The organism is Sphingobacterium sp. UBA3519 (assembly GCF_002377215.1).
Classification (GTDB): domain Bacteria; phylum Bacteroidota; class Bacteroidia; order Sphingobacteriales; family Sphingobacteriaceae; genus Sphingobacterium; species Sphingobacterium multivorum.
The window spans coordinates 238,930-263,764 of sequence record NZ_DFPI01000026.1 but is presented as its reverse complement, the minus strand read 5'-3'; the positions used below and the strand labels follow the sequence as shown (position 1 = coordinate 263,764).

Genomic DNA, 24,835 nt, shown 5'->3' with positions numbered 1-24,835 from the left:
TTTTAACATTTGATGTTAAAATATAGGTAATATTGGTCAATATCATAGCGTGCTCTGTTTTAACATTTGCATAATTTAGATTTTATAAAAGCATTTTAAACTAACTAACAGAGACTAGCTTATGAACAAAAGAAGTATTGCAATACTAGCATCCAATATACTAGTATGTTCTGCGCTTTATGCCCAAACAGCACTTAAAGGTAAAGTGTTGGATCAGGATGGCAAACCAATACCAGGGGTATCGGTAACCATTCGAGGCGGTGCCGGCACGCAGACAGGAATTGATGGTGGATTTTCATTAACATATACAGGTGGAGGAGTTTTAAATGTCACTGCAGTTGGTTATAAATCCAAGCAGTTTCAACTGAATAATCAAACGAATTTAAGCATTACATTAGAATCTTCAGCGGAGAATTTAGACGAAGTGGTGGTTACCGCATTAGGTATCACAAGAGAGAAGAAATCGTTGGGTTATGCCATGCAGGAGGTTAAAGCCAAGGAATTGACAGATGCCGGACAACATAGTCTAACAGGAGCATTGGCGGGTAAAGTTGCAGGTGTCCAAATAAACCAATTTGGTGGAGCGATCGGATCTTCAGCGCGTATTTCGATCCGCGGAAACACGTCGTTACAGGCAAACCAGCAACCGCTTATCGTAGTGGATGGTATTCCTATTACAAATAACTCTCAGCGTTCCGGAGATAATACCTATACTGGGGTGGATTACGGTTCGGGTCTAAACGACATTAATCCAGATGATATCGAAAGCATCAACGTACTGAAAGGTGGGGCAGCAGCACTATACGGTATGCGTGCTGGTACAGGCGTTATTATGATTACCACAAAATCTGGAAAACGGGCCGAAAACGGAGTCCAGATTTCATACGATGGTAATTTTTCCATCGACAGAGCCGCCAATTTACCGAAGTACCAAAATTTATATGGTCAAGGATCACGGGGGGATGAATACAGTTTTAAGAAATTTGGTGGAAATCTATCTTATCAGGATTATGTAACGCAGAATTCATTCAGTTACGTTGATGGCACAGGAAACATTGGTGTTAATGATAATATCGATGAATCTTGGGGGCCTCGCATGGACATTGGTTTGTTGATACCACAGTTTAACAGTCCGGTTGTGAATGGTGTACGCCAGGCAACAGCATGGAATTCACATAAAAACAATGTTAGAGAGTTCTTCCAGACAGGTTTTTCCCAAAACCATAATGTTTCATTGCTTTCCAAATCAGATCGATCTTCTACACGTGCATCTATTTCCTTTAGGGATCAAAAGGGAACAGTACCTAATACAGATCAGAAAAAATATACTGCCCAGCTGAACAATGAATATAAGGTTAGCGATAAAGTGTCTTATGACATTATGAGTAACTTTACGCGTACAGAAAGTAACAACTTGGTCACGCAGGGATATGATGCAGCAAATCCAATGAACGGCCTGATCTGGTTTGGTCGCCAGGTGGATATGCAAGACTTGAAAAATAATTGGGATCAAAAAGATGCGCAAGGGAAATATACCTATTACAATTGGAATTCCGCTTATCATATGAATCCTTTTTATACGATGCATGAATCCCGTAATGCGATGAAGATGAACCGTGTTTTCGGTAAGACATCCTTATATTATCAACCTTTTGATTTTTTGAAATTTGAGGGACGTGTAGGATTGGATTACTATAACACACATATGTTTGAGACGACTTATTTTAACTTTGATAACCAAGATGGTAAGTTCAATGACATAAAAAATAGCAATTCCGATTTTAATGCAGATTTTATCGCAAATTTCAATAAACAATTTGGGGATTTGAGTTTGACAGGTATTTTGGGTGCTAACTACCGCGATTATCAATATGAAACAAGTACACTAGGGGCCAAAGGATTAAATGTATTAGGCGTTTATACGATTGCGAATAAAATAGGAGATGCCTACACGTTTATGGATCATTCGAAAGGCCGATCCAATTCGGTTTACGCTCAGGCAAATTTGGGCTGGAAAGATCAATTATATTTGGATCTGACAGCACGGAATGACTGGTCATCGACACTACGGAAATCCTTTTTCTATCCTTCGGCAAGTTTAAGCTGGATTCCGACAGCTTCATTTGAAGGTCTGAAAAGTGATTATTTGAATTTTTGGAAAATGCGATTTAATTTGGTGAAAGTAGGTAACGCTACACAACCTTATCAAAATGGAAACTATTATTATGCACAAACAGATGCTTATAATAACCTAGCGCAAATGTACAAGAGTATGGTCTATGCGATCGAAGGCCTGGAACCTGAAGCTATCACTTCTTATGAAATCGGTACTGAGCTTGGATTATTCAAAGACCGTCTTCATTTAGACCTTACCTATTATCAAAAAATAAATAAAAAACAATTGCTTCCAGTGACGACCTCCAATGTGGTTGGGTTTAGTAGTATCTTCTTAAATGCGGGAGAAATTCGAAGCAAGGGTATTGAAGTTCAATTACGCGGTGATATCCTGAAACGTGAAGATGGATTGAATTGGACAACAACTGTCAACTTCTCAAAAGATAATAACAAGGTTGTTGAACTTTATCCTGAATTGGGCTTGAAAGATTACAGACAGGGTTGGACTTGGGGCATCTCCAATATGGCTTCTGTGGGGCGCCCTTGGGGAAGCTTGGTTGGCCCCGGATACGATCGTGTAAAAGATGGACCGATGAAAGGTGCTATTAAAGTGGGTTCTAACGGTCTGGTTTCTACACCACTTGATGGTCAAGTGATTGGTAATGCTGTGCCGGACTTCTTGGCTTCGATGCGTAATGACTTCACCTTTAAAGATTTTAGATTTGGCTTTATGCTCGATTTTCGTAAGGGGGGAGATATTTGGTCACAAACGATGTCCCATGGTTATGCGACGGGTATAGCTGAAATCACTGCTGCGGATGGCATTCGTGAAAGGGCAATTGTAGCAGGTCGGGATGTGATGAAGAATGAACGATTTGCAATGTCGGACGGAAAAGGAGGCTGGGTTGCAAATACCATAGAAACGTCAGCGCAGGACTGGTACGAAAATGGCGGAATTGCCGAAATGTATGTTTTTGATGGTTCTTTCCTGAAATTAAGAGAGGCCTATATTTCGTATAATTTACCAAAACATTTATATAGTAAAATAAAAGGGATTAAGCGGGCTAATATTTCTGTAACGGGTACCAACTTAGCCTTGCTTTGGGTGCATAAATCAAATACGATGCGGTTAGATCCCGAAGCGGGAGGTGTATCTAGCGATTCTAGAGGTGTAGGATTTGAGCAAGCGACAGTTCCAAACTCAAGAAGTATAGGTCTTAAACTTGGTTTTACATTTTAATTAATACATAAAGTTTAAGATATAGAACCCCAAAAAATTATGATTATGAATACTTTCATTAAAAAATTTAAATATACGCCTTTGTTAGCCGTTCTTTTGGTGACAGGTTGTACCAAAAATTTTGAGAAAATTAATACCGATCCGGATGCTTTAAATGACGTTCCACCACAAAATATGTTGGTCAACGTGATGCGAAATGCCGGAGACCAGTTTGGCGGCGACGTTGATGGTTATGGTACATTTGCTGGATATATTGTTAAAATTCAATATCCAGATAACCTGAGTGGATTGATTCCGACAAATAATACCTATGGCAATCGTTGGGCTGCTTGCTACTATAATATCACCCAAATGAAAGACCTGCTTAAAAAGACAGAAGCCAATGCTGAAGGGTATAAAAATACAAGGGCTATAGCAAGAATTTGGAATAACTACATGTGGTCTTATTTATTGGACGGCTGGGGTGATATTCCATATTCAGAGGCATTTAAAGGACGGCCAGAAGATGGTTCGGTATTGAAAGCCAAATATGATAAACAGGAGGATGTTTTTCCCGCAGTTTTAGCGGATCTCAAATCAATTGCTGATGAATTGGCGGCTGGTATTGGAACGGATGATGTTGGTAACTATGACGTCATCTATGGAGAGGCTAATAGTGGTAGTCCGGATGTAAAAACACAAATGTTAAGGTGGCAGAAGTTTTGTAATTCGCTACGCTTGCGGATGGCAATACGCATTTCTTCCGTTGCTCCGGCATTAGCTAAATCTACAATAGAGGAAATTGCTGGAAATAAGACAAAATATCCATTAATTGAGACCAATGCGGAAAGTTGTCAAATGTTTTTCCCTGGAAATCTGCCTTATATGGAACCTTGGTATGAGTCTGGTATTTACGGTAAACGCATCAACAATTGGGGAATGTTTGATATTTTTATCAATCATTTAACGGAAACGAACGACCCTCGGATTGAGTCCATTGCGCAGAAAAATAATGCCGGTAAATATGTTGGGTTTGTTAATGGTTCGTTGACTAATCCTTCCCCTTCAACATCAATTTCATGGATTGGACTCCATTATATCAATAACCCTGCTGGGGCAGTACCTTTTTATAAAGCCTGTGAAACTTATTATATGTTGGCTGAAGCCGCATTATTAGGTTATAATGTTGGAATTACAGCTAAAGCAGCCTATGAAACAGCAGTTAGGCTATCTATGGAAGATAACGAAGTTGCTGAACCAGCTGTGAATGCTTATTTAGCCGGAGCGGGAAAATTTGATGGGTCGAAGGATCGTATCTATTGGGATATGTGGGTCGCTTTATTTAAAGAAAATTTTGAAGCCTGGAGTTTGTATAGAAGGACGGGAATTCCTAGCACCAATTATCCTTCAAAAATTCAAAATTCAGCAACTCCACATACAGACCAACCATTTCGCCTGCCTTATCCGAATAATGAATACCTATATAATACGGATAACGTTACAGCAGCTGCGCAAGGGACTGTGGATTATAACTGGGGAAAACGCTTATGGTGGGCTAAAAATAACGGTAAAAACTAGTTTAAAATGCTTTATTGAGCGGGTATCGAAAGATCCCGCTTTTTTTTGCTCGTTTTAATGACAATTTTACCCCTTCGGTGCAAGACGTCCTGTTAACCTTTCTGATAAAGCCTCAACATCAAAAGTTGGGGCTTTTTGATTGCTACTGTATCCTCCCTTAGAAAAAATAGTACACGGTTGTTAAGGCCATTTAGCAGACTGCGGGAAAGCTTTAGCCGCTGAAATAATTTATTTATAATTAATAGGGACTATTACCGTATTTTCTTCTGTCATTGACCTTTAATGTAGAAAATAATTTGTTTTATTGCGGTGATAATTAGTATCTTTAAGAGGAAGGGCCTCAAAAGAATTCCTTCAGACTAAGTAAACTTAAGTAGTCGCTGTAACCTGCATCTAAAGGAGGTTATAGGGCATGGAATTTCAAATTCGATATTATGATAAAATCCCCGGGCTTCCTTTTTAAGGAAGCGATCAAGAATGAAAAACCATTACAAATTGTTGGAGCGATCAATGCGAATCATGCTCTTTTGGCTGAACAGGCCGGTTTTAAAGCTATTTATCTTTCTGGAGGTGGTGTTGCAGCAGGTTCTCTTGGGATTCCGGATCTTGGGATTACAACACTTCAGGATGTTTTGATTGATGTGGATCGCATTACAAATGTGTGTAAGCTTCCTTTGCTGGTGGATATTGATACTGGCTTCGGTCCTTCGGCATTCAATGTGGCACGTACAATAAAGTCTTTAATTAAAGTGGGCGCGGCGGCAGTACACATGGAGGATCAGGTGGGAGCTAAGCGTTGTGGGCACCGGCCTGGGAAAGAGCTCGTCTCTCGATCTGAAATGGTTGACCGTCTGAAAGCGGCGGTGGATGCACGCACGGATGAACATTTTGCCATTGGTGCACGTACAGATGCACTGGCTTCCGAAGGCCTTGAGCTTGCTTTGGAAAGGGCAGTGGCTTATAAAGAAGCCGGAGCGGATTTTATTTTTGCCGAGGCGGTGCATCATTTGGAGCAATACGTTCAATTTAGTGCGGCAACAGGCCTTCCGATTTTGGCGAATATCACCGAATTTGGACAAACACCGTTGTTTGGCCTGGATGAACTTCGTCAAGCGGATGTTTCTATTGTCCTTTATCCGCTATCTGCCTTCCGTGCAGCTAATAAAGCCGCTACAACTGTTTATCGTCATATTCGGGAAGATGGGTGGCAGCTGAATGTGATCGACGATATGCAGACGAGAGAGGAGTTATACAGAAGTATCGATTATTATGCTTATGAAAATCGATTGGATCAATTGTTTAACAAATAATTATATTCAGATGGAAGAGACAAACGGCGCAGGTTTTAAGCCTAAAAAAAGTGTAGCACTTTCTGGTGTAACAGCTGGTAATACGGCTTTGAGTACTGTCGGAAAAAGTGGTAATGATCTGCATTATAGGGGTTATGATATTTTAGATCTGGCGCATCAGGCAAGTTTTGAAGAGGTTGCTTACTTACTTATTTATGGAAGTCTACCAACACAGGCGCAGCTCGTCACGTATCAAAGTCAGTTGATCAGTCAACGTGGCCTACCTATTACTGTTCAACAAGTCCTTAAGCAGTTGCCATCTACAGCCCATGCCATGGATGTTTTACGGACTTATGTTTCGTTTTTCGGTAGTGTATCGCCAGAAAAGGATAGTCATCCCATTGCTGGTGCACGGGATATTGCAACTCGTCTGATGGCATCGATGGCTTCAGCACTGTTGTACTGGTATCACTTTAGTCAGCATGGACGTGAGGTGCAGGTTGAGACTTCGGACTCCACTTTAGGCGGACATTTTCTACATCTCCTGCACGGAAAGGTCCCATCGCCGTCTTGGGTGAGAGCGATGCAAATTTCACTTAATTTATATGCGGAGCATGAATTCAACGCATCCACATTCACCGCTCGGGTAATTGCAGGAACAGGATCAGATATGTATTCCTGTATAGTAGGGGCAATAGGTGCGCTACGTGGACCTAAGCATGGCGGAGCCAATGAGGTCGCTTTCGAAATTCAGAGTCGTTATGCAAATGCTGATGAGGCGGAAGAGGATATCCGAAGACGATTGGCAAATAAAGAAGTCATTATTGGATTTGGCCATCCGGTGTATACGATCTCGGATCCAAGAAATCAAGTGATAAAACAAGTTGCGAGAGAGCTGTCGGAAGAAGCAGGAGACATGACACTCTACCTGATCGCGGAGCGGTTGGAAAAAGTTATGTGGGAAGAAAAGAAAATGTTTCCGAACCTGGATTGGTACTCCGCCGTGTCCTATCATATTATGGGGATTCCAACGGAGATGTTTACGCCCTTATTTGTTCTCTCACGTATAACAGGCTGGTCAGCGCATGTTTTTGAGCAACGTCAGGATGGAAAAATTATCCGGCCGAGTGCAAACTACATTGGTCCCGATGATAGACCTTTTGTACCTCTTTCCGAACGGTAAATTTGGATTAATGAAAGGTGTTTAAAGTGCTTTTTGAACAGGGGGGAGAGGAAGAATTTAGCGCATAAAAAAAACGAATTATATTAATAAATAGAACGATAGTCTTATACGAAATACACGAATGAGTTCAGCAATATCAAATGAAAGACCACAACCGGATCAGGTTTTAGTGGACATTGTGGATTATGTCCTAAATTATAAAATTGAGGAAAAAGTTGCTTGGAATACAGCATTTTACTGTTTTCTCGATACCATCGGCTGCGGCTTGGAAGCATTGACTTATCCTGCCTGTACTAAATTGTTGGGGCCAGTTGTGGCAGGGACCGTTGTACCGAATGGTGCAAGGGTGCCGGGTACAAATTTTCAATTGGATCCCATTCAGGCTGCCTTCAATATCGGCACGATTATTCGATGGCTGGATTTTAATGATACCTGGCTAGCTGCAGAATGGGGCCATCCATCCGATAATTTAGGGGGAATTTTAGCTGTCGCAGATTGGTTGAGCCGAACCAATATTACGCATGGTCAAAAACCATTGAAAACTAAAGTGGTGCTCGAGGCAATGATTATGGCTCATGAGATACAAGGTGTTTTGGCGCTTGAAAACTCGTTTAATAAAGTGGGTTTGGACCATGTTATTTTGGTTAAGGTAGCTTCAACAGCGGTGGTAGGTAGGCTCCTTGGTCTCACAAGAGAGGAATTGCTCAACGCGGTTTCTTTGGCTTTTGTCGATGGACAAGCTTTACGCACTTATCGGCATGCACCAAATACAGGTAGCCGAAAATCATGGGCAGCCGGAGATGCAACTTCACGTGCTGTTCGACTGGCCATGATCGCAAAAACAGGAGAAATGGGCTATCCATCTGTTTTGACAGCTCCAATCTGGGGATTCTACGATGTATCCTTTAAAGGAAGTGCATTTAAATTTCAACGTGCTTACGGATCATATGTGATGGAGAATATTCTTTTTAAGATTTCTTTTCCCGCTGAGTTCCATGCACAGACTGCAGCCGAAGCAGCAATGTTACTTCATCAGCAATTGAAGGAATTCGGAAAAAGTACTTCGGATATTGCCCGTGTTACCATTCGTACACATGAAGCGGCTATCCGGATTATCGATAAAAAGGGGCCTTTGCACAACCCTGCAGACCGTGATCACTGTATTCAGTATATGGTTGCTGTGCCGCTGATCTTTGGACGTCTGACAGCTGAAGATTATGAAAATCATATCGCTTCTGATCCAAGAATTGATGCACTGCGCGATAAAATTTATTGTATCGAAGATACTCAATTCACCCTTGATTATCACGATCCACAAAAGCGGGCGATATCAAATGCTTTGACCATTGAATTGACTGATGGGACCTTATTGCCTGAGGTCGTTGTCGAATACCCAATAGGTCATCCAAGAAGGAGGGCAGAAGGAATACCTAAGTTAATTGAAAAATACAAAACAAATCTTGCTCGGGTATTTTCTGAAAAACAGCAAAAGGAAATACTTGCAGCTACCTTGGACTACGATACTTTCCTCGAACAGGATGTTTCGCGTCTCATGGATTTGTTTGTGCGCTAATGATATAGCTAGGGCGACTCACCCTATTTTTCGCCCTAGCTTTTGTTTAGTACTTTATAACATCATTACGCAATTATATAGAATATTTAGTTTTAAAGATGTAATCCTTTGTTTGGTAGTTTTTTAACCCTTTAATGGTTATCTGTTAGGGTAGCATTTAATAGGTGCTAGACAACTTCTTCAGTTGAGCACAGGTCGGTTTTAAGACCAGTTTGAGTCGAAACCATTATAAAATCTGAAATCTTTATCTGCCAGCTCTCTTAAAGATGCTGGAATATCCCATTGTTCACCGTAGGGCTGAAATAGTTGACATTCCGAAACGAATAGAGGAAGTGTTGTGAGATCGATGTGACCGAATACCCCCCCTGTATGGCTTGCATAACCAACCCCTAAGATGGAACCAATATCGCCATCGATGGGTTGATGAAGTACACCTTCTGCGAGGCATCGGTAACTATCCAATGCCATAACATGCAATAAACGCTTACGGATAATTGTAGCCGTTATATTTTCCTTTACAGATGCAATTATAGGGTTTTTCCAAATTTTCTTCTTTTTGGTTTCAGTGTCATAATCGTAGAATCCGGCGCCTGATTTTTTTCCTTTTCTTCCTTGATCCACCATACCTTTGAGGTAATTGTATGCGCGCTTTTGGCTGGCATGTAGTTGTGGAAGTTGATCATATACATGGAGCATTAGTTCCAAGGAGATTTCGTCTAATACCGCTAAGGGACCTACGGCAAAACCTGCAGCTATCGCTTCCTCTTCAATAAGAGTTGGAGAGATTCCTTCCAATACCATTGTAATACCCTCCAGTAAATAGTTGAAGAAAATACGCGAGGTGAAAAAACCTGGACCGTCTTGTACGACTATCGGAATTTTATTGAGGCGTAAAGCTGTGGTGAGTGCTTTCTCCAACGTTTTTTGCGCGGTTTGTTTACCACAGATGATTTCGACAAGAGGCATGCGGTCAACAGGAGAAAAGAAATGCATGCCGATAAAACTTTTAGGTTCGGAGCTTGCGAAAGCAAGCTCCGTAATGGGCAATGATGTCGTATTTGTCGCGAAGAACCCATTTTCACTTAAATAGGGTAAGCTTTCTTGTGTGACATTAGCTTTTAGGTGGAAATCTTCAAATACAGCTTCAATAATACAGTCAGATCCATTCAGATCACCGACTTGTTCCGTTGGTTTTATGCGTGCAAGCAATTGTTCCCCTTGGGATGCGGTCATGGCCCCTAAAGCCAGTGATTTTTCACAAACCTGCTTAGCATAAGCTTTGCCGCGTTGGGCTTGGGAAAGTGTAACGTCTTTTAAAGCAACTTCTATTCCTGCCCGGGCCGCCTCATAAGCGATCCCCGAACCCATCATTCCAGCACCCAGAATGCCTATTTTTTTTAGGCTATAATCTTCAAAATGATTTATAGTTTTGGGTGATTTCGCCAATTGGACACCATAATGAAGTGTACGGACCATGCTGAGTGGCTCGGGACGTCTTAATACGTGCAGGTACAAGTTTGCTTCCTGCTCGGCGGCCTCAAACGGTGTAGATAATTGTTTTTTTTGTAATAATTCAATAACTGCATTTGTGCCGGCGTATAAGCCGCGTGCTTTTTTTTGGATAGCGAGAATTGCTTCGGGCCCCAGTTCGTCCATTTGTTTTGTGTGCTGGTTGGCATCAATGCTGGGAGGATGAAGAATCCAGTTTTTTGCTAAAGGTAGGCAATCGTCCGGCTTCTGCGCCAATTCATTGATTAACCCAAGTTGATGTGCTTCTTCACTGCTCACAAGTTTGCTTTGTGTCAGCAGACTTAGGGCATTTTCAGTACCTATCAATGCTGGCAAATAGATCGTTGCACCAAAAGCCGTAAACAAACCATACCTACTTTCCGGAAAGCCAAACTGAAGTGTTTCGGAGGCGATACGATAATTAGACCATAGCATAGTCGCTAGGGCAATCGCAGTACAATTGTTAGTGAAAAGAGAGACAATTGGCTTTTTAAACGTTTCCCAACGCAAAACTTTTGATGTAAGCTCGAATAAGTCCGAAGGGCTCGAGCGGCTCGAAGAAAACTGCCTAAATAATTGCGCATACTCAATTTTTTCGTCTTGAATCGGGCAAGTGTATACGACGCCTACCGTATCTTCCCGTTCGAGAATGAACGTAACCAAATCGACAAATTGTGTGAGATAGCCTATCATATCCAACTGCTCTGGAGCTGCTGCCGATAGAGGTTGGATTGTAATGATATGATGATTATCCTGTTCTACACGAAAGAGAGGGTGTGTCCTATAAGATTTATTTTCATCCATTGTATTGGTCCTGATTTTTAAAAGCTTTCTATTGTTTGGACTTTCCGGATTGATAAGTCACATGATCTATTGTCATTTTCGCGATAATTTCGAGCATGATTTCTGAGGTTCCTCCGATAATGGTGCCGACACGGACATCGCGATATAAACGTGCGATTTTATAATCTTCTGTAAAGCCATAACCGCCAAATAATTGGAGACATTGGTTTACGACATTGACGGCGAGCTCACTTGCTTGTAGCTTCGCTATGGAACATTCTTGGACTGCATATTCGTTTTGGTCTTGGAGATCACAACAATGGTAGACAAAGGCTTTCGTGGTAGCAATATTGGCTGCCATTTGTGCGATCCGGTGCCGTATGGTTTGAAATTCCTGGATCTTTTTTCCAAAGGCTTCGCGTTGTGCGATATAATCAAGCGTGTATTGAAACGCGGATTCTGCGGTAGCGAGACTATGAACAGCTGCGGTAAGCCTTTCCAACTGAAGTCCATCCATTAAATAGCGAAATCCTTCTCCGGCAATGCCAACAAGGTGAGAAATAGGGACTCGCACATTATTAAAACCTAGTTCGGCAGTGTCTGAGGCGTGCCAACCTAATTTATTGATTTTGTTTGAAGAGACTCCGCTTGCATTTCTGTCAATAATTAACAAGCTTATTCCTTTTGTTCCTTGGTCAGGAGCCGTTTTGACTGCTGTAATGAAAAAATCACCGTAGTAACCGTTGGTAATAAATGTTTTAGATCCGTTGACAATATAAAAATCTCCGTCGCGGACAGCTGTTGTTTTGATCTGCTTTACGTCAGAACCAGCCCCGGGTTCAGTAATAGCAACAGCGCTGATCATATCACCAGCAATAACCGGTTTAAGATAGCGTACTTTCAGATCTTCTGATCCATATTTCAGTAGGTATGGAGCCGACATAAACTGAATGACAAGCGCGGAAATGGTAAATCCGCCAGAAAAACAATACGATAATTCTTCGCAGAGTATCAAGGAATAATAAAAATCGAGTTCTAGTCCGCCATACACTTCTGGATAATTGAGACCCATAAATCCCATATCACCCATTTTCTTCCACACTTTCCGGTCGATCTCCCTCTGTTTTTCCCAATCATCGATGTAAGGTGTAATCTCTTTTCGAATAAATGCGCGAAGTGTATCGCGAAAAATCTGATGTTCAGCTGTAAACCGGATTGTCTGCATAATCGTTTATCTTGCTTCTGGTTATCTTATGTAAGGGGGCCTTTTGAATGCCCGTCCATTAGGATGTTATCTAAACGAATTTAACGAAAAGGCTTGGCTTTTTACAAATTTTTATTCTTTATTTTTCGTTTAATAGTTTAAGTAGGGAAGTTTTTGGGTTGTTTTTTTTCTATTTATTCTGTTTTTATAAAAAAAATAAAACCGACTTGTTGTGGGGTATCTGTTATATTTTTTATCTTTAAGACGAGGAAGGGCTGTTGCGGATACGCTTAGGATAGGCCTCCTAATTTTAGCAAAACAATTATAAATTTTTATATCATGTCAAAAAGCGTATTTATCGTTGCAGCGAAACGTACACCAATTGGAAGCTTTGGTGGAGCGCTATCGTCAATTTCAGCCACGAAGCTCGCAGCCCGGGTTGTCCGAGCGGTTGTTGATGAAGCTGGAATTGCCAGTGATTTAGTCGACGAGATTATTATGGGGGCTGTTTTGCAAGCTGATTTAGGACAAGCGCCGGCTCGACAGGTTGCTCGTTTCGCCGGTTTATCAGATCATACAACTGCAACAACCATCAATAAAGTATGTGCAAGTGGCATGAAAGCCATAGCGGTTGCTGCGCAGAGTATTCTATTGGGAGATGCGGATGTTGTGATTGCAGGGGGGATGGAAAGCATGAGCAGGGTACCTTACTATGCAGATGCTATGCGCTGGGGTGCTAAGTTTGGTGCTCAAAGCCTGAGTGATGGCTTGCAACGCGATGGCTTGAGTGATGCCTATTCAAATGATGCCATGGGAGTCTTCGCGGAACTATGCGCCGAAAAATATCATATTGGTCGTGAAGAACAGGATAATTATGCAATAAGTTCCTATAAAAGAAGTCTCGATGCTTGGCAAAAAAATAAGTTTTTGAGCGAAGTCCAACCTATAACGGTACAGAGTCGAAAAGGAGAGGTGCTTGTTTCGCGGGATGAAGAGTTTTCTCAGGTTAATTTTGACAAGATACCTGAGCTTAAACCCGCTTTCAAAAAAGAGGGGACTGTAACTGCAGCGAACGCATCGACGATAAGTGATGGAGCTGCTGCGGTACTGCTCATGTCTGGTGAAAAATTGGAAGAACTTGGACTTGTCCCCTTAGCCGAGATTATTGCTTATGCTGATGCTGAACAAGAGCCAGAATGGTTTACGACAACGCCTAGTATTGCCACAAATAAACTATTAAAAAAAGCAGGCCTTACCATTGATGATATTGATTATTTCGAATTTAATGAAGCCTTTTCTGTTGTCGCTTTGGCAAATGCACAAATTTTAGGCTTACCCTTGAACAAAGTAAACGTTTATGGGGGGGCGGTATCTTTGGGGCATCCATTGGGATGTTCGGGAGCTAGAATTGTGGTAACACTTAGTAGTATCTTAAGACAGGAAGGGGGATCATTAGGACTGGCTGCGATATGTAATGGTGGCGGCGGTGCCTCTGCCATGGTTATTAAAAAGATTTGATGCTTCTTCCAGCATAAGAATGCATTAATCTTATGCTGGAAGAAGTTCAGTTTTATTGAATTCGGTTGTTATTAACCATCTAGCTTCCAAGAAACTTATTTTATTTGCTATCAAGTCGTTTGTCTACTCTTCATATAGACGACTTGCTTCGACGCCATGGAGCGCAAGCTCCGATTCGATTTCCGTCGGGTTTAATCGAATGCCTTCTATGGTTAACAGATTGTAAATAGAATCCAAGTCGATTTTCCATTCGTGGATGCCATTCAGTTTTTCAACAGCTTGTTTAATTTTGTCTACAAGACTGGGATGTTGTGCATTAGTTTCGAAAATGAGCTTTTCCATAGTGTTTCATATTAGGCCTGATTAAAAATCAGGCGGGTTTAACCAAAATAGCGTAGACAATCATTTGATCGGCTAATTACAATAGTCTCAATATAAGGATAATAATCTGAAATTAATGTTTCAAAGTGACTAAATTGTAATGAAACTGTTAATTTTTGTAATAAATACATAAGAATTTTACAGTGCTGTATTTTGTTTAGATTGCTCAGATTTCATTTGATCGTTAACGAGTTTGATTATCCAGGTTTTCTGCAACTGGTTTTTCGTTTAGAATGAAATTTTAACTAAGTTTGGATGAACATGACAACTGAAATCTCGAATATAATCATTCTATTATTGCTGACCATTGTTGCTGTAGTATTGGTTTTGTTTCTATTGTTAAGACAAAAATACCGGAAATTGGAGGTCGAAAATAGACGACAAAAAGATCTTTTTAATCGTATGGACAATCAAAAGATAGCACATTTCCATCGGGCTCAATTAAATCCACATTTGCTTAAAAATTCGTTGAACGGAATACTTTCCCATGCTTATCAAACCTATTATACGATGGACAAATTGGCCATGGTATTGGATTACGTGTTGTATGAAAGTGAAGATGAGCTCGTTTCACCAAAGGCCGAAATTGAATTTGCCCGCAATCTCATTGAGATTAATAAAGTTAAATTAAGCCCTTTATTTGATATCCGCGTAAAATTTGATATTGATGAACTAAATGACGCTATATTGAACACACCTTCTTTTGTTCCTCTGATGTCGGTTGATTTAATTGAAAATGCGTTTAAGCATGCGGACTTTCACGGTCCGGATTCTTTTATCGCAATCATGTTGACCTTTAAGAACGGTTTATTCGAATTAGTTGTAAACAATCGAATATCAAAACGTTCACCATTGCAAAAGTCTAAAAGTGGAATAGGTAGCAAAACCTTGGAAGAGCGTCTCATGTTGTATTATCCAGGTAGACATCATCTGCGCAGATTTGTAGAAAATGATGTTTATACTGCCCACCTTCAAATTAGATTGTATGCCGATTGAAAAAAATTTGAAATGTATTCTTTTGGATGATGAAATACCAAGCTTGAGATTTTTGAAAATGCTATGTGAACAGATTCCTGGCTTGGAGGTGGTGAAAACTTTTAATGATCCAACTGTATTATTGAGTGAATACCGCAATTTGAGTTTTGATTTTTGTATTCTGGATATTGAAATGCCGGAATTTAACGGATTTGATCTAGCCATAGAGCTAAAAGACTTTCCAATTGTGTTTTCTACCGCATATAAACAATATGCGAGCGAGGCATTTGACATCAACGCAGTAGATTATATGCGTAAACCACTGTCCTTGGAACGTCTTCAACAAGCCATTATGAAGGTTGAGCAGCTAATCAGCAAGCGATCTGAAACTGTCTCGTTTGCGCAATTTAATACGAATAAAGGAAAAACAGTATTGTATTTCGAACAGATTAACTATGTTCAAATAGCTGAAGTAGACAGCCGGGATAAAACAGTTTATTTGGCGGATGGTTCATTTATTTTATTGAAAAATATAAGCTTTGATAAGCTGATGGAGATCTTGCCTGAACAGGATTTTATCCGTATCAATAAAAAAGAGATCATTGCAGCCAAGATCGTCAAATTTTTCTCGGCTGATGAAATTACAAGCACTTTGTTGGACGAACAAAATCTACCCCTTGTTTTTAATTTGGGCGAATCGTACAAGAAAATGTTTTTCGAGAAATTCAGTTGATTACAAAATTCTTTTGGTTCATTACATATTTTCTTAGACCTACCTGCTGAAAGGCATTAAAACTGCAACAGAATTATATTTTTGTTGAGAATGTATTTTATCCCCCCTTTGTTTAAAGAATATTGGTCGGGACTTAGTATGCTATTGTCATTATATTTATTTTAATTGCCATTGAAGATGAGGAGATATAGGAATACAATTTTCTACGTAGTGTTAGTGGGTACGTTACTCGGTGTGATGTATTGGGTGATTCATTTGGGGACACAGCTGGAGGCTCCAGAGCTGCTGCGTGGACAGAAAACAAGTCAAGGTGCCTGGAACGATTTTACATCAACCTTATTCCATAGTCTGCAGCATCCGCTAGCGATATTACTGGCGCAAATCGTGACAATCATTATCGCTGCACGTATCATGGGCTGGATTTGCATAAAGATTAAGCAGCCTGTCGTCATAGGAGAGATGCTCGCCGGTATCATATTGGGGCCATCGTTGCTGGGACTCCATTTTCCCGAATTTTCGCATACACTTTTTCCTGTAGAATCGCTTAGTAACTTGCAGTTTCTGAGCCAAATTGGGCTAATCTTATTTATGTTTATCATTGGAATGGAGCTGGACCTGAATGTGCTGCGAAATAAAGCGCATGATGCTGTTGTCATTTCTCATGCAAGCATTGTGATCCCATTTACGTTGGGAATTTCACTGGCTTATTTTTTATACCTATTCCATCCACCCACAAATGTAGAGTTTCTATCCTACAGCTTGTTTATTGGTATTTCCATGAGTATAACAGCGTTTCCTGTTCTTGCTAGAATTATACAAGAAAGGGGGTTGCAAAAAAGTAAGTTAGGTGCAATGGCGATTACCTGCGCCGCTGCAGACGATACTACAGCTTGGTGTATTCTGGCTGTCGTGATAGCAATTGTCAAAGCGGGTGATTTTGCTAGTGCATTATATACCATCGGGCTGGCTGTTGCCTATGTGCTCATCATGATTAAGATCGTTCGTCCATTTTTGATGCGCGTTGGAGAGGTAAAAGGAAGTAAAGAAGCCCTAAGTAAGCCTGTTGTTGCTATTTTCTTTATTGTGCTGTTATTGTCGGCTTATGCGACCGAAGTAATCGGAATCCATGCACTTTTTGGAGCATTTATGGCCGGAGCTATTATGCCCGAAGGGAGTCGATTCCGGACAGCATTTATCGAAAAAATCGAAGATGTTTCAACCTTGTTACTATTACCTTTATTCTTTGTCTTTACAGGTCTCCGCACGCAGATCGGTCTGCTTAATGACCCTCAGTTATGGATGATTACCATTGGGATTATTTTGGTTGCGGTTATTGGTAAATTTGCAGGTAGTACGTTAGCGGCGCGCTTTGTTGGTCAAAGCTGGAAAGATAGTTTGAGTATTGGTGCCTTAATGAACACGCGGGGGCTAATGGAACTTATCGTCCTCAATATTGGATACGATCTTGGCGTTTTAAGTGCTGAATTATTTTCGATGATGGTTGTAATGGCGTTGGTCACTACTTTTATGACGGGACCATCTTTAGATTTAATCAATTTCCTCTATCGACCTAAGAAAAATTCACTACAGGAAGATTTCCGTGATAAATCAAAATTTAAGATTCTACTGTCTTTTGCGAAAAGTAACACGGGGATTTCACTATTGTATCTGGCTGATGCTTTAACGTTGAAATCAAAAAAGAACGCTGAAATTACGGCATTACATATTGAGCCTGCCAACGAATTACATCATTATGAAGTGGAAATCCAGGAGCTGGATAGTTTCCGTGAAATTAAGCAGGTGGCGATGCAGCTTGAGCAACCGATCCAGACAATTTTTAAAATCTCCAGTGATATTGACAATGAGATTGTTCAAACTTCCAATGAGCGCAATCAGGACTTATTATTGTTGGGTGTCAGTGAATCAATTTATGAGGGAAGCTTACTGGGGCGTTTTTTAGATTTTACTACCCGGATTGTGAATCCCGAGAAGTTATTCCATACGGTTACAAATGCAGAGTCTCCTTTCATGACTTTCGATCGAAATCAGCAAATCAATGCTAAAGTAAATGCACAGGTAGGTATCTTAATCGATAAAAATTTTCTAAAGGCAAATCGTGTGGTTGTTCCTGTTGTCTTAAAAAACGATGAATTTCTTGGTGAAATGATACAGCGTCTAATACAGCATTCCGATGCTCAAGTCATTGTGTGGGATCTCAACCAAGTGCTGAAAACCAATGAGAGCTTTAAAGAGAAATTGAGGCAATTGGAACAACTTGTACCAAATCATCTTACAATAACTGAAAAAGAGTTAAACCGTGAGACCTGGCAGGAGCAAGACTTAATGTTGATCAGCCTTCCCAGCTGGAACAAAATTGTCAATAAAAAAGTACATTGGCTTCCTTTCACGCCATCGACACTGTTGATGGCAGATCGCAAACCATAAATAAAACATAAAAGGCCCTAAATCCAATAATTTAGGGCCTTTTACTTGAGGTTTTATAAAGATCTATTTATTGATCTTTTCTATTTTGATTTTTAGTCCGATTAATTTTTCAATATCAGCTAAATATGGTCTTTCTTCTACATCGCAAAAAGAAACGGCTTTTCCTTCCTGGCCAGCTCTTCCTGTTCTTCCGATGCGATGAACGTAGGTTTCCGGTACATTAGGGAGATCATAATTAATCACAAGGGGGAGTTGTTCGATATCAATTCCTCTTGCAGCAATATCGGTAGCGATCAATATTTTAAGATGACTGTCCTTAAATTCACCTAGCGCTTTTTGTCTCGCATTTTGAGATTTATTTCCGTGAATGGCTGCTGCTCTCAAACCATTTTTCGCAAGTAACTTAACGATTTTATCCGCTCCGTGTTTTGTTCGGGAGAAGACAATGGTACGCTCATGCTTCAGCTTTTTTAGTATGCTCGTCAATAATTTGATCTTATCCTTCTTTTCAACAAAAAATACAGATTGATTGACTTTCTCGGCCGTTGAGCTTACCGGGGTGACGTCAACTTCAATAGGTTTATGTAATATGCCATGTGCAAATTTACGGATATTGGGTGGCATCGTTGCCGAGAAGAATAATGTTTGTCGTTTTGACGGAACTTTGGCCAGGATCTTTTTGATGTCATGAATAAAGCCCATGTCCAGCATATTGTCCGCCTCGTCCAATATTAAGATTTCGATTTTATCTAGAGAAACTATTTTTTGATTCATTAAATCCAGTAAGCGGCCTGGGGTAGCTACAAGAATATCGACGCCCTTTTTAATTTCTTTAACTTGTTTTTCTTGGCTTACACCACCGAAAATAGTGCAGTAGTTTAGTTTTAGATATTTCCGGTATAAGTTTATATTGTCTCCAATTTGAATGGCTAGTTCACGTGTTGGCGTAAGGATCAAAGCCCTAATCGGAACGAGCTTACCTGAAGTCTTAGTTTCTTCAAGACGTTGTAAAAGCGGAAGTGCAAAAGCGGCGGTTTTGCCTGTTCCCGTTTGTGCACAACCAATAAGATCGTTGCCTTGCAATACAACTGGAATGGCTTTCTGTTGAATTGCAGTGGGGTGTGTGTAGCCTGTTTCTGTTATTGCTTTTAAAAGCGGAGCGATTAAACTGAGTTGTTTAAATTCCATAAATAGTATGTTCGAATTTGTCTTAAATAAAACCTTTGAGAATCCTTTTTATGCTTTTATTTGAAAACTAAAAGTCTTCAACGGAAAAGTAAAGGATTGCTGAAAAATTGTAAAGGAAGAATAGGAAAAAGAAATGGGATAAGTCATTAAGAATTACCCCATTAACAAGAAAGTGTATTTTTTGGATTACGCCAATTTTACATTTGTAGCGCTGATCCCCTTTGGAGTTCTTTCTACATCATAAGTTACAACGTCGCCTTCAGATACTTGGTTTTTAAGCGCAGAAACGTGTACGAAAACATCTGCACTACCATCCTCTGGTGTAATAAAACCAAAACCTTTAGTTTCATTGAAAAATTTAATTTTACCTGTATTCATTATTTTTAATTAAGTGCGGCAAGGTAGGCATAATAAATGATTAATCTTTTATTTTTTTTAAATGAATTATAAAATGTGTTCTGTAACTGAGGCTTTTTTTGAAGAAGATGTTGATTGGAACAGCGCTAGAGGAAAGAAATTATTGAACATAAATGCCTAATAAAACACAATCCCTCCAACCAATGTAACATGATCAATTAATAATTCCATTGTTAATGGTATTATTAATTATTTAGATAAATATTTTTTAAAATGTTTGTTCTTCGTGAAATTAGTATTAACTTCATGCGCCCCTCCCACGGGCATGTTTTTCATAGGTAGATGTATGGTCGAGTGATTCTAACTCGACCATTTTTTCGTTTTGTCCATAAGGTTCCGCAACAATTGTCGATATATATTTTACAATGCTTTTTGCGAGCACCTAAATTCATTTTTGTATTTTCATCGAAGTAATTTGTTTTTAATAATAAAGAACGTAATTCTTGTTAAATGGCATTCATCCAAGCATATGTAGTCTATTCGTATTTGATATTTAGATGATATCCGTTAAAAACAAAACTTAAACCAATATCCAATGAATAGAAAAGATTTTATCAAAACGTCTACTGTTTTAGCTGCTTCAACATTTTTTTTAAATGCGAAAGGTTCAACCTTTTTAGATCAATCCATCCGGGTTGGATTAATTGGTGTAAATGGTATGGGCTGGGCTGATTTGAATGCGTTGTTAAAGAATGATGGCTTGGTTTGTACCGCTCTTTGCGATGTGGATGAAAATATTCTTAAAAAGAGAGCGGAAGAACTTCAAAAAAGAAACATACATGTCGAAACATTTGTAGATTATAAAAAAATGCTCAACAGCCCAATGGTGGATGCGGTCATTATTGCAACTCCGGATCATTGGCATTGCCTGCAAATGATCGATGCCGTAAATGCGGGGAAACACGTCTATGTCGAAAAGCCTATTGGTAACTCTATCCTTGAATGTCAATTAATGGTTCAGGCGGCAAAAAAGAATAAGGCTATTGTGCAAGTTGGACAGTGGCAACGGAGCCAGCAACATTTCCAGGACGCCATTGATTTTGTTCATTCGGGTAAATTAGGTAAAATACGATTGGTGAAAGCTTGGTCTTATCAGGGGTGGAAAAGTGCTATTCCCATTGTACCCGATGAACCGGTTCCCGCAGGTGTGCATTATACGGAATGGCTAGGTCCGGCACAAAAAAGACCATTTAATTCGAATCGATTCCACTTTAATTTCCGCTGGTTTTGGGACTATGCGGGTGGTTTGATGACAGATTGGGGCGTGCATATGTTGGATTATGCTTTACTGGGGATGAAAGTTTCTGATCCAAAATCCATCATGGCCTCAGGAGGTAAGTTCGCATTCCCGGACGATGCTGGCCAAACGCCTGATACCATGACTGCCGTATATGAGTTTGAGGGCTTCAACATCCAATGGGAGCATGCTAAGGGTATTGATCTCGGACCTTATAATCGTAATCATGGTGTCGCATTTATTGGTAACAATGGTACGCTGGTGTTGAATAGATCGGGATGGGAGGTCATTCCAGAAAAAGGAAGGATGGAAGCGGTCTCTATCCAACCTTCTTTAGACAATGGCTTGGATAAACATATGGAAAATTTTGTGGCTGCCATTCGCCAACGTAATCCACAAATACTCCATGCACCAATTGAAGTAGGAGCCCATATTGCCATCTTTTCTCAATTGGGAAATATTGCATTTAGGACAGGACAAAAACTCTATTGGGATAAAGAACAACAGCATTTTACGGATCAGAAAGCGAATAGGTACCTGGCATCAGTTTATCATAATGGCTATAAATACCCTAAAGTCTAATGTGTCGAAAAAATTGGTTGTTGATTAATCATAGTTAATCAACAACCAATGGATCACTCTTACCAATGGATCATTTCTGTCTTTTTTAAAGAACGAATTCGTTTGCAAGATCGATCTCCTCGCGGTTGATGGAGTGGCCTGCGTTTTGATATACCATGAGCTTTACATTGGCATTCATTTGTTCTAAGATGGCTACTGTAGCTTCCACCCGTTCAAGAGGAACATGGAAATCTGGATCGCTAGTGCCTATAAAAATAGGTGTTTGAGCAAAGTCACCCTTGTAATTATCCCTGTTAATTTCTTCACCGATTACTCCGCCAATAATTGCTATAGCACCACCATAGCGTTGACCATGCCGTGTAAGGTATTCTAGTGTTAAACAGGCACCCTGAGAAAAACCAAAAAAATAGATGTTTTCGGTGAGGATTCCATTGGCTAAAGCTAGTTTGACCGTATGATCGATCAGATCAATTGCAGAACTCAACCAGGGTTCGTTCTCTTGTACGGGAGCAATAAAAGAATAGGGGTACCAGCTGTGATTTTCTGCCTGTGGTGCAAGTAACGCAAAATTATCGACATGAAGATAGGATGACATACCAAGGATGTCTTCTGCACTTCCCCCACGACCATGGATCATGACGATGGCTTTTTTTGCCTGTTCCAAACTTTGCCCAGCCGTTTTAATATTGATTGAATGACTCATTTTGTCCCTTCTTTTTATGGTAATTTATACCGTTTTTTTAAACCAAACATCCTGATAAAGCTCTGGATGACGATGAAACTGTGCATTTACATAAGGACATAAAGGAACAATTTTCATGTTGTTTTCACGCGCATGAGATACCAATTTCTCAAGAAGTATTTTGGCAAATCCTCGGCCTTCATAAGCTTCGTCTACCTCTGTATGGTAAACTACTAAATTCCCGTCAATGATAGCGATGCTCATTAAACCTGCTTTGTGATCGTCGGAGAATAATTGGAGCTCCCCACGTTGATTTTTGTCTAATACAATTTCAGTTCTTTCCATAACTTTTTCTTTTGTAAAATGATTTTTATAAACTTTTATTAATCGATTTTTGGCAATGTCTGTTCAATCTGCGAACGATAGCTTTCATATTGTTTTGGCAATTTGAGTGCCGCTCCTAAAGTGGATAAGGGTTCATCTACTGTAAACCCGGGATTGTCTGTCGCGATTTCAAATAAGACACCGCCAGGTTCACGAAAATAGAGTGAGAAAAAGTAATCTCTATTTATTTTTTCTGTGATATTCAGCCCTGCCGAAAGGACCTTTTCGCGATACTCCATCAATACATTATCATCCTTTACCCGGAATGCGATATGATGGTTTGTGCCGGCCGCATTTTTGCCATAGGGCAGATTTTTATCCGCTATTATGTCGACAATGTTTGCTGTTTCAATGCTGTCAGTTGTTAATCTATAGCGGTTCTCATCCTGCTGATGAAACGAATAACCTAAAATATCGGTCAATACGCGTATAGTTGGATCTGCTTCTTTTAATGAAAGCGTGACATTATGGAATCCTTTTAGCGCATGATCTGCATTGACGTCGGTAGTTGTCCATGCCTTTCTAGGGTCGTTAGTTTCAATAAACTGAAGTTGCAATCCATCGGGATCATTAAATGAAATCAGCTTCTCTCCAAAAATCTCATTTTCCTGTAAACTAATCTGATGTTCCGCTAAGCGATTTTTCCAGAAATCCAAACTCCCTTGAGGTACGGCATAGCCAATATGAGTCGCCATTCCCGCTCCCGGAGTACCCTTTCCGATACCTTCCCAAGGGAAAAACGTAAGAATCGTTCCTGGTTCGCCCTGTTCATTACCGAAATAGAAGTGGTAGGTGCTTGGGTCGTCGAAATTAACTGTTTTTTTGACAAGGCGTACGCCCAGTACTTTTGTATAGAAATCGAGATTTCGCTTTGCATTGTCTGCTATCGCCGTAATGTGATGTAGTCCTAATATTTTATTTTCCATAGCTGATAATTTTATTTTCTTAACTGACGTAAAGTTACATCGCGCAATAAGGAATTTTATTGAACTAGATTAATAAAAGCGATAATTGTCATTTTTGTTTTTATAGCAATACTGATTTTCGAAAATATATAAAAAACACCTGAAGTTGGGGACTTCAGGTGTTTAACCTAACCAATTATTAACCTAAATTTATGAAATGTATATTTCTGAATATTATACTATAGGAATAAATCCAATTATCATGCCAATATTTATAAAGTAAAAGACCTCAGATAAAAGCTGTTTATATTGTATAAATTAGGTAAATTGGAGTGTGCTAAGGTGAGGTGTGAATCGATGACTTCAATTAAAATGGATTTAAAGATGAAAAATAGAATAATGGTTAAGGTTATGACTTTCTCTGTTTTATTGCTAACGCTGGGTTGTCAGCAACCTTCGACAGATGAATCCAAAGAAGCTGCGCAAAAACAACTTGACGAAAACAAAGAGAATAAAAGAATCGTTTTAGATTTTTATCAGCAAATGTTTGGTGATAAGGATATTTCTGCAGTTGACAAGTACATTTCTCCTCAGTATATCCAACATAATCCCGCTGTTGCGGATGGGGCAGCAGCGTTTAAGCTCGCTGCGACAAAGTGGTTTGAAGGGCAGCCTAAGACAAAGATTGATGTACAGCATATTGCTTCGGACGGCGACTTGGTCTTCATACACCTAAAAAATAAGAATCCAGATGGTAGCCTTAAATCGACAATCGATATCTTCAGATTGGAAGAAGGTAAAATCGTAGAGCATTGGGACGCGCAGCAAGATGTACCTAAGAACGCGGCAAATGCTCACCCTATGTTTTAAGGACTTTGCGCAATCTCATTTTTTGCGTTTGAATCTTTGTTTCTATTAATTTTTAGCGGAGTTGT

19 protein-coding genes are annotated in these 24,835 nt (G+C 39.9%); 11 read left to right on the top strand and 8 right to left on the bottom strand.

Translation table 11 applies throughout. From position 1 onward, the window contains the following. Nucleotides 1-121 precede the first annotated feature (121 nt). From B3297_RS18245 to B3297_RS18225, 5 genes are all read left to right on the top strand, one after another. Nucleotides 122-3,355 carry a SusC/RagA family TonB-linked outer membrane protein gene (locus B3297_RS18245; RefSeq protein WP_070565349.1) on the top strand — a complete coding sequence of 1,078 codons (3,234 nt, stop codon included), beginning with the start codon at nt 122-124 and terminating at the stop codon, nt 3,353-3,355. 45 nt (nt 3,356-3,400) lie between these two features. Then, entirely contained in the window at nt 3,401-4,912 is a 1,512-nt protein-coding gene (locus B3297_RS18240; RefSeq protein WP_070565667.1) for a SusD/RagB family nutrient-binding outer membrane lipoprotein, read from the top strand. 434 nt (nt 4,913-5,346) lie between these two features. Beyond that, nucleotides 5,347-6,222 carry a methylisocitrate lyase gene (prpB, locus tag B3297_RS18235; RefSeq protein WP_286779226.1) on the top strand — a complete coding sequence of 292 codons (876 nt, stop codon included), beginning with the start codon at nt 5,347-5,349 and terminating at the stop codon, nt 6,220-6,222. Between the two features lie 10 nt (nt 6,223-6,232). Then, the gene (prpC, locus tag B3297_RS18230; RefSeq protein WP_070565664.1) at nt 6,233-7,384 is read left to right on the top strand and encodes a bifunctional 2-methylcitrate synthase/citrate synthase; all 1,152 of its coding nucleotides are present in this window, start codon (nt 6,233-6,235) and stop codon (nt 7,382-7,384) included. 121 nt (nt 7,385-7,505) lie between these two features. Beyond that, the gene (locus tag B3297_RS18225; protein WP_070565347.1) at nt 7,506-8,957 is read left to right on the top strand and encodes a bifunctional 2-methylcitrate dehydratase/aconitate hydratase; all 1,452 of its coding nucleotides are present in this window, start codon (nt 7,506-7,508) and stop codon (nt 8,955-8,957) included. Between the two features lie 201 nt (nt 8,958-9,158). Here the strand turns inward: B3297_RS18225 and B3297_RS18220 are convergent, their stop codons facing one another. Together B3297_RS18220 and B3297_RS18215 are read right to left on the bottom strand one after the other, a co-directional pair. Continuing rightward, complete coding sequence (locus tag B3297_RS18220) at nt 9,159-11,270, bottom strand: 3-hydroxyacyl-CoA dehydrogenase NAD-binding domain-containing protein (RefSeq protein WP_070565345.1); 2,112 nt, start codon at nt 11,268-11,270, stop codon at nt 9,159-9,161. Between the two features lie 28 nt (nt 11,271-11,298). Further along, nucleotides 11,299-12,474: an acyl-CoA dehydrogenase family protein gene (locus B3297_RS18215; protein ID WP_070565343.1), complete on the bottom strand. Its 1,176-nt coding sequence runs from the start codon at nt 12,472-12,474 to the stop codon at nt 11,299-11,301. A 318-nt stretch (nt 12,475-12,792) separates the two neighbouring features. Between B3297_RS18215 and B3297_RS18210 the strand changes: the two genes are divergently transcribed. Further along, on the top strand, nt 12,793-13,971 hold the full coding sequence (locus B3297_RS18210) for a thiolase family protein (RefSeq protein ID WP_286779225.1): 1,179 nt from the start codon (nt 12,793-12,795) through the stop codon (nt 13,969-13,971). Nucleotides 13,972-14,094: 123 nt separating this feature from the next. On the opposite strand, the gene B3297_RS18205 is transcribed toward B3297_RS18210, so the two are convergent. Further along, nucleotides 14,095-14,313 carry a hypothetical protein gene (locus tag B3297_RS18205; protein ID WP_046672939.1) on the bottom strand — a complete coding sequence of 73 codons (219 nt, stop codon included), beginning with the start codon at nt 14,311-14,313 and terminating at the stop codon, nt 14,095-14,097. 294 nt (nt 14,314-14,607) lie between these two features. Between B3297_RS18205 and B3297_RS18200 the strand changes: the two genes are divergently transcribed. The 3 genes from B3297_RS18200 (at nt 14,608) to B3297_RS18190 (ending at nt 18,505) form a co-directional block, all read left to right on the top strand. Beyond that, the gene (locus tag B3297_RS18200) at nt 14,608-15,348 is read left to right on the top strand and encodes a histidine kinase (RefSeq protein WP_083295901.1); all 741 of its coding nucleotides are present in this window, start codon (nt 14,608-14,610) and stop codon (nt 15,346-15,348) included. Next, a complete protein-coding gene (locus B3297_RS18195; protein ID WP_070565339.1) occupies nt 15,338-16,060 on the top strand; it encodes a LytR/AlgR family response regulator transcription factor in 723 nt (240 codons plus the stop codon). The genes B3297_RS18200 and B3297_RS18195 overlap by 11 nt, the downstream gene beginning before the upstream one ends. 177 nt (nt 16,061-16,237) lie before the next feature. After that, entirely contained in the window at nt 16,238-18,505 is a 2,268-nt protein-coding gene (locus tag B3297_RS18190) for a cation:proton antiporter (RefSeq protein WP_070565337.1), read from the top strand. 63 nt (nt 18,506-18,568) lie between these two features. On the opposite strand, the gene B3297_RS18185 is transcribed toward B3297_RS18190, so the two are convergent. Further along, on the bottom strand, nt 18,569-19,693 hold the full coding sequence (locus tag B3297_RS18185) for a DEAD/DEAH box helicase (protein WP_070565335.1): 1,125 nt from the start codon (nt 19,691-19,693) through the stop codon (nt 18,569-18,571). Between the two features lie 186 nt (nt 19,694-19,879). Continuing rightward, entirely contained in the window at nt 19,880-20,071 is a 192-nt protein-coding gene (locus B3297_RS18180) for a cold-shock protein (protein ID WP_046672944.1), read from the bottom strand. Nucleotides 20,072-20,645: 574 nt separating this feature from the next. Between B3297_RS18180 and B3297_RS18175 the strand changes: the two genes are divergently transcribed. Beyond that, nucleotides 20,646-21,929 (top strand): Gfo/Idh/MocA family protein, encoded by a 1,284-nt coding sequence (locus tag B3297_RS18175; protein ID WP_070565333.1) that lies wholly within the window; start codon nt 20,646-20,648, stop codon nt 21,927-21,929. An 85-nt stretch (nt 21,930-22,014) separates the two neighbouring features. Here B3297_RS18175 and B3297_RS18170 read toward each other — a convergent pair whose 3' ends face one another. The 3 genes from B3297_RS18170 to B3297_RS18160 are packed head-to-tail and all read right to left on the bottom strand — an operon-like array spanning nt 22,015 to nt 23,921. After that, nucleotides 22,015-22,632, bottom strand: a complete 618-nt coding sequence (locus tag B3297_RS18170; protein WP_070565331.1) for an alpha/beta hydrolase — start codon at nt 22,630-22,632, stop codon at nt 22,015-22,017. Between the two features lie 24 nt (nt 22,633-22,656). Next, the gene (locus tag B3297_RS18165; protein WP_046672947.1) at nt 22,657-22,956 is read right to left on the bottom strand and encodes a GNAT family N-acetyltransferase; all 300 of its coding nucleotides are present in this window, start codon (nt 22,954-22,956) and stop codon (nt 22,657-22,659) included. A gap of 38 nt (nt 22,957-22,994) precedes the next feature. Further along, complete coding sequence (locus tag B3297_RS18160) at nt 22,995-23,921, bottom strand: ring-cleaving dioxygenase (protein ID WP_070565329.1); 927 nt, start codon at nt 23,919-23,921, stop codon at nt 22,995-22,997. A gap of 363 nt (nt 23,922-24,284) precedes the next feature. Between B3297_RS18160 and B3297_RS18155 the strand changes: the two genes are divergently transcribed. Further along, on the top strand, nt 24,285-24,770 hold the full coding sequence (locus B3297_RS18155) for a nuclear transport factor 2 family protein (RefSeq protein ID WP_070565661.1): 486 nt from the start codon (nt 24,285-24,287) through the stop codon (nt 24,768-24,770). The last annotated feature ends 65 nt before the right edge of the window (nt 24,771-24,835 follow it).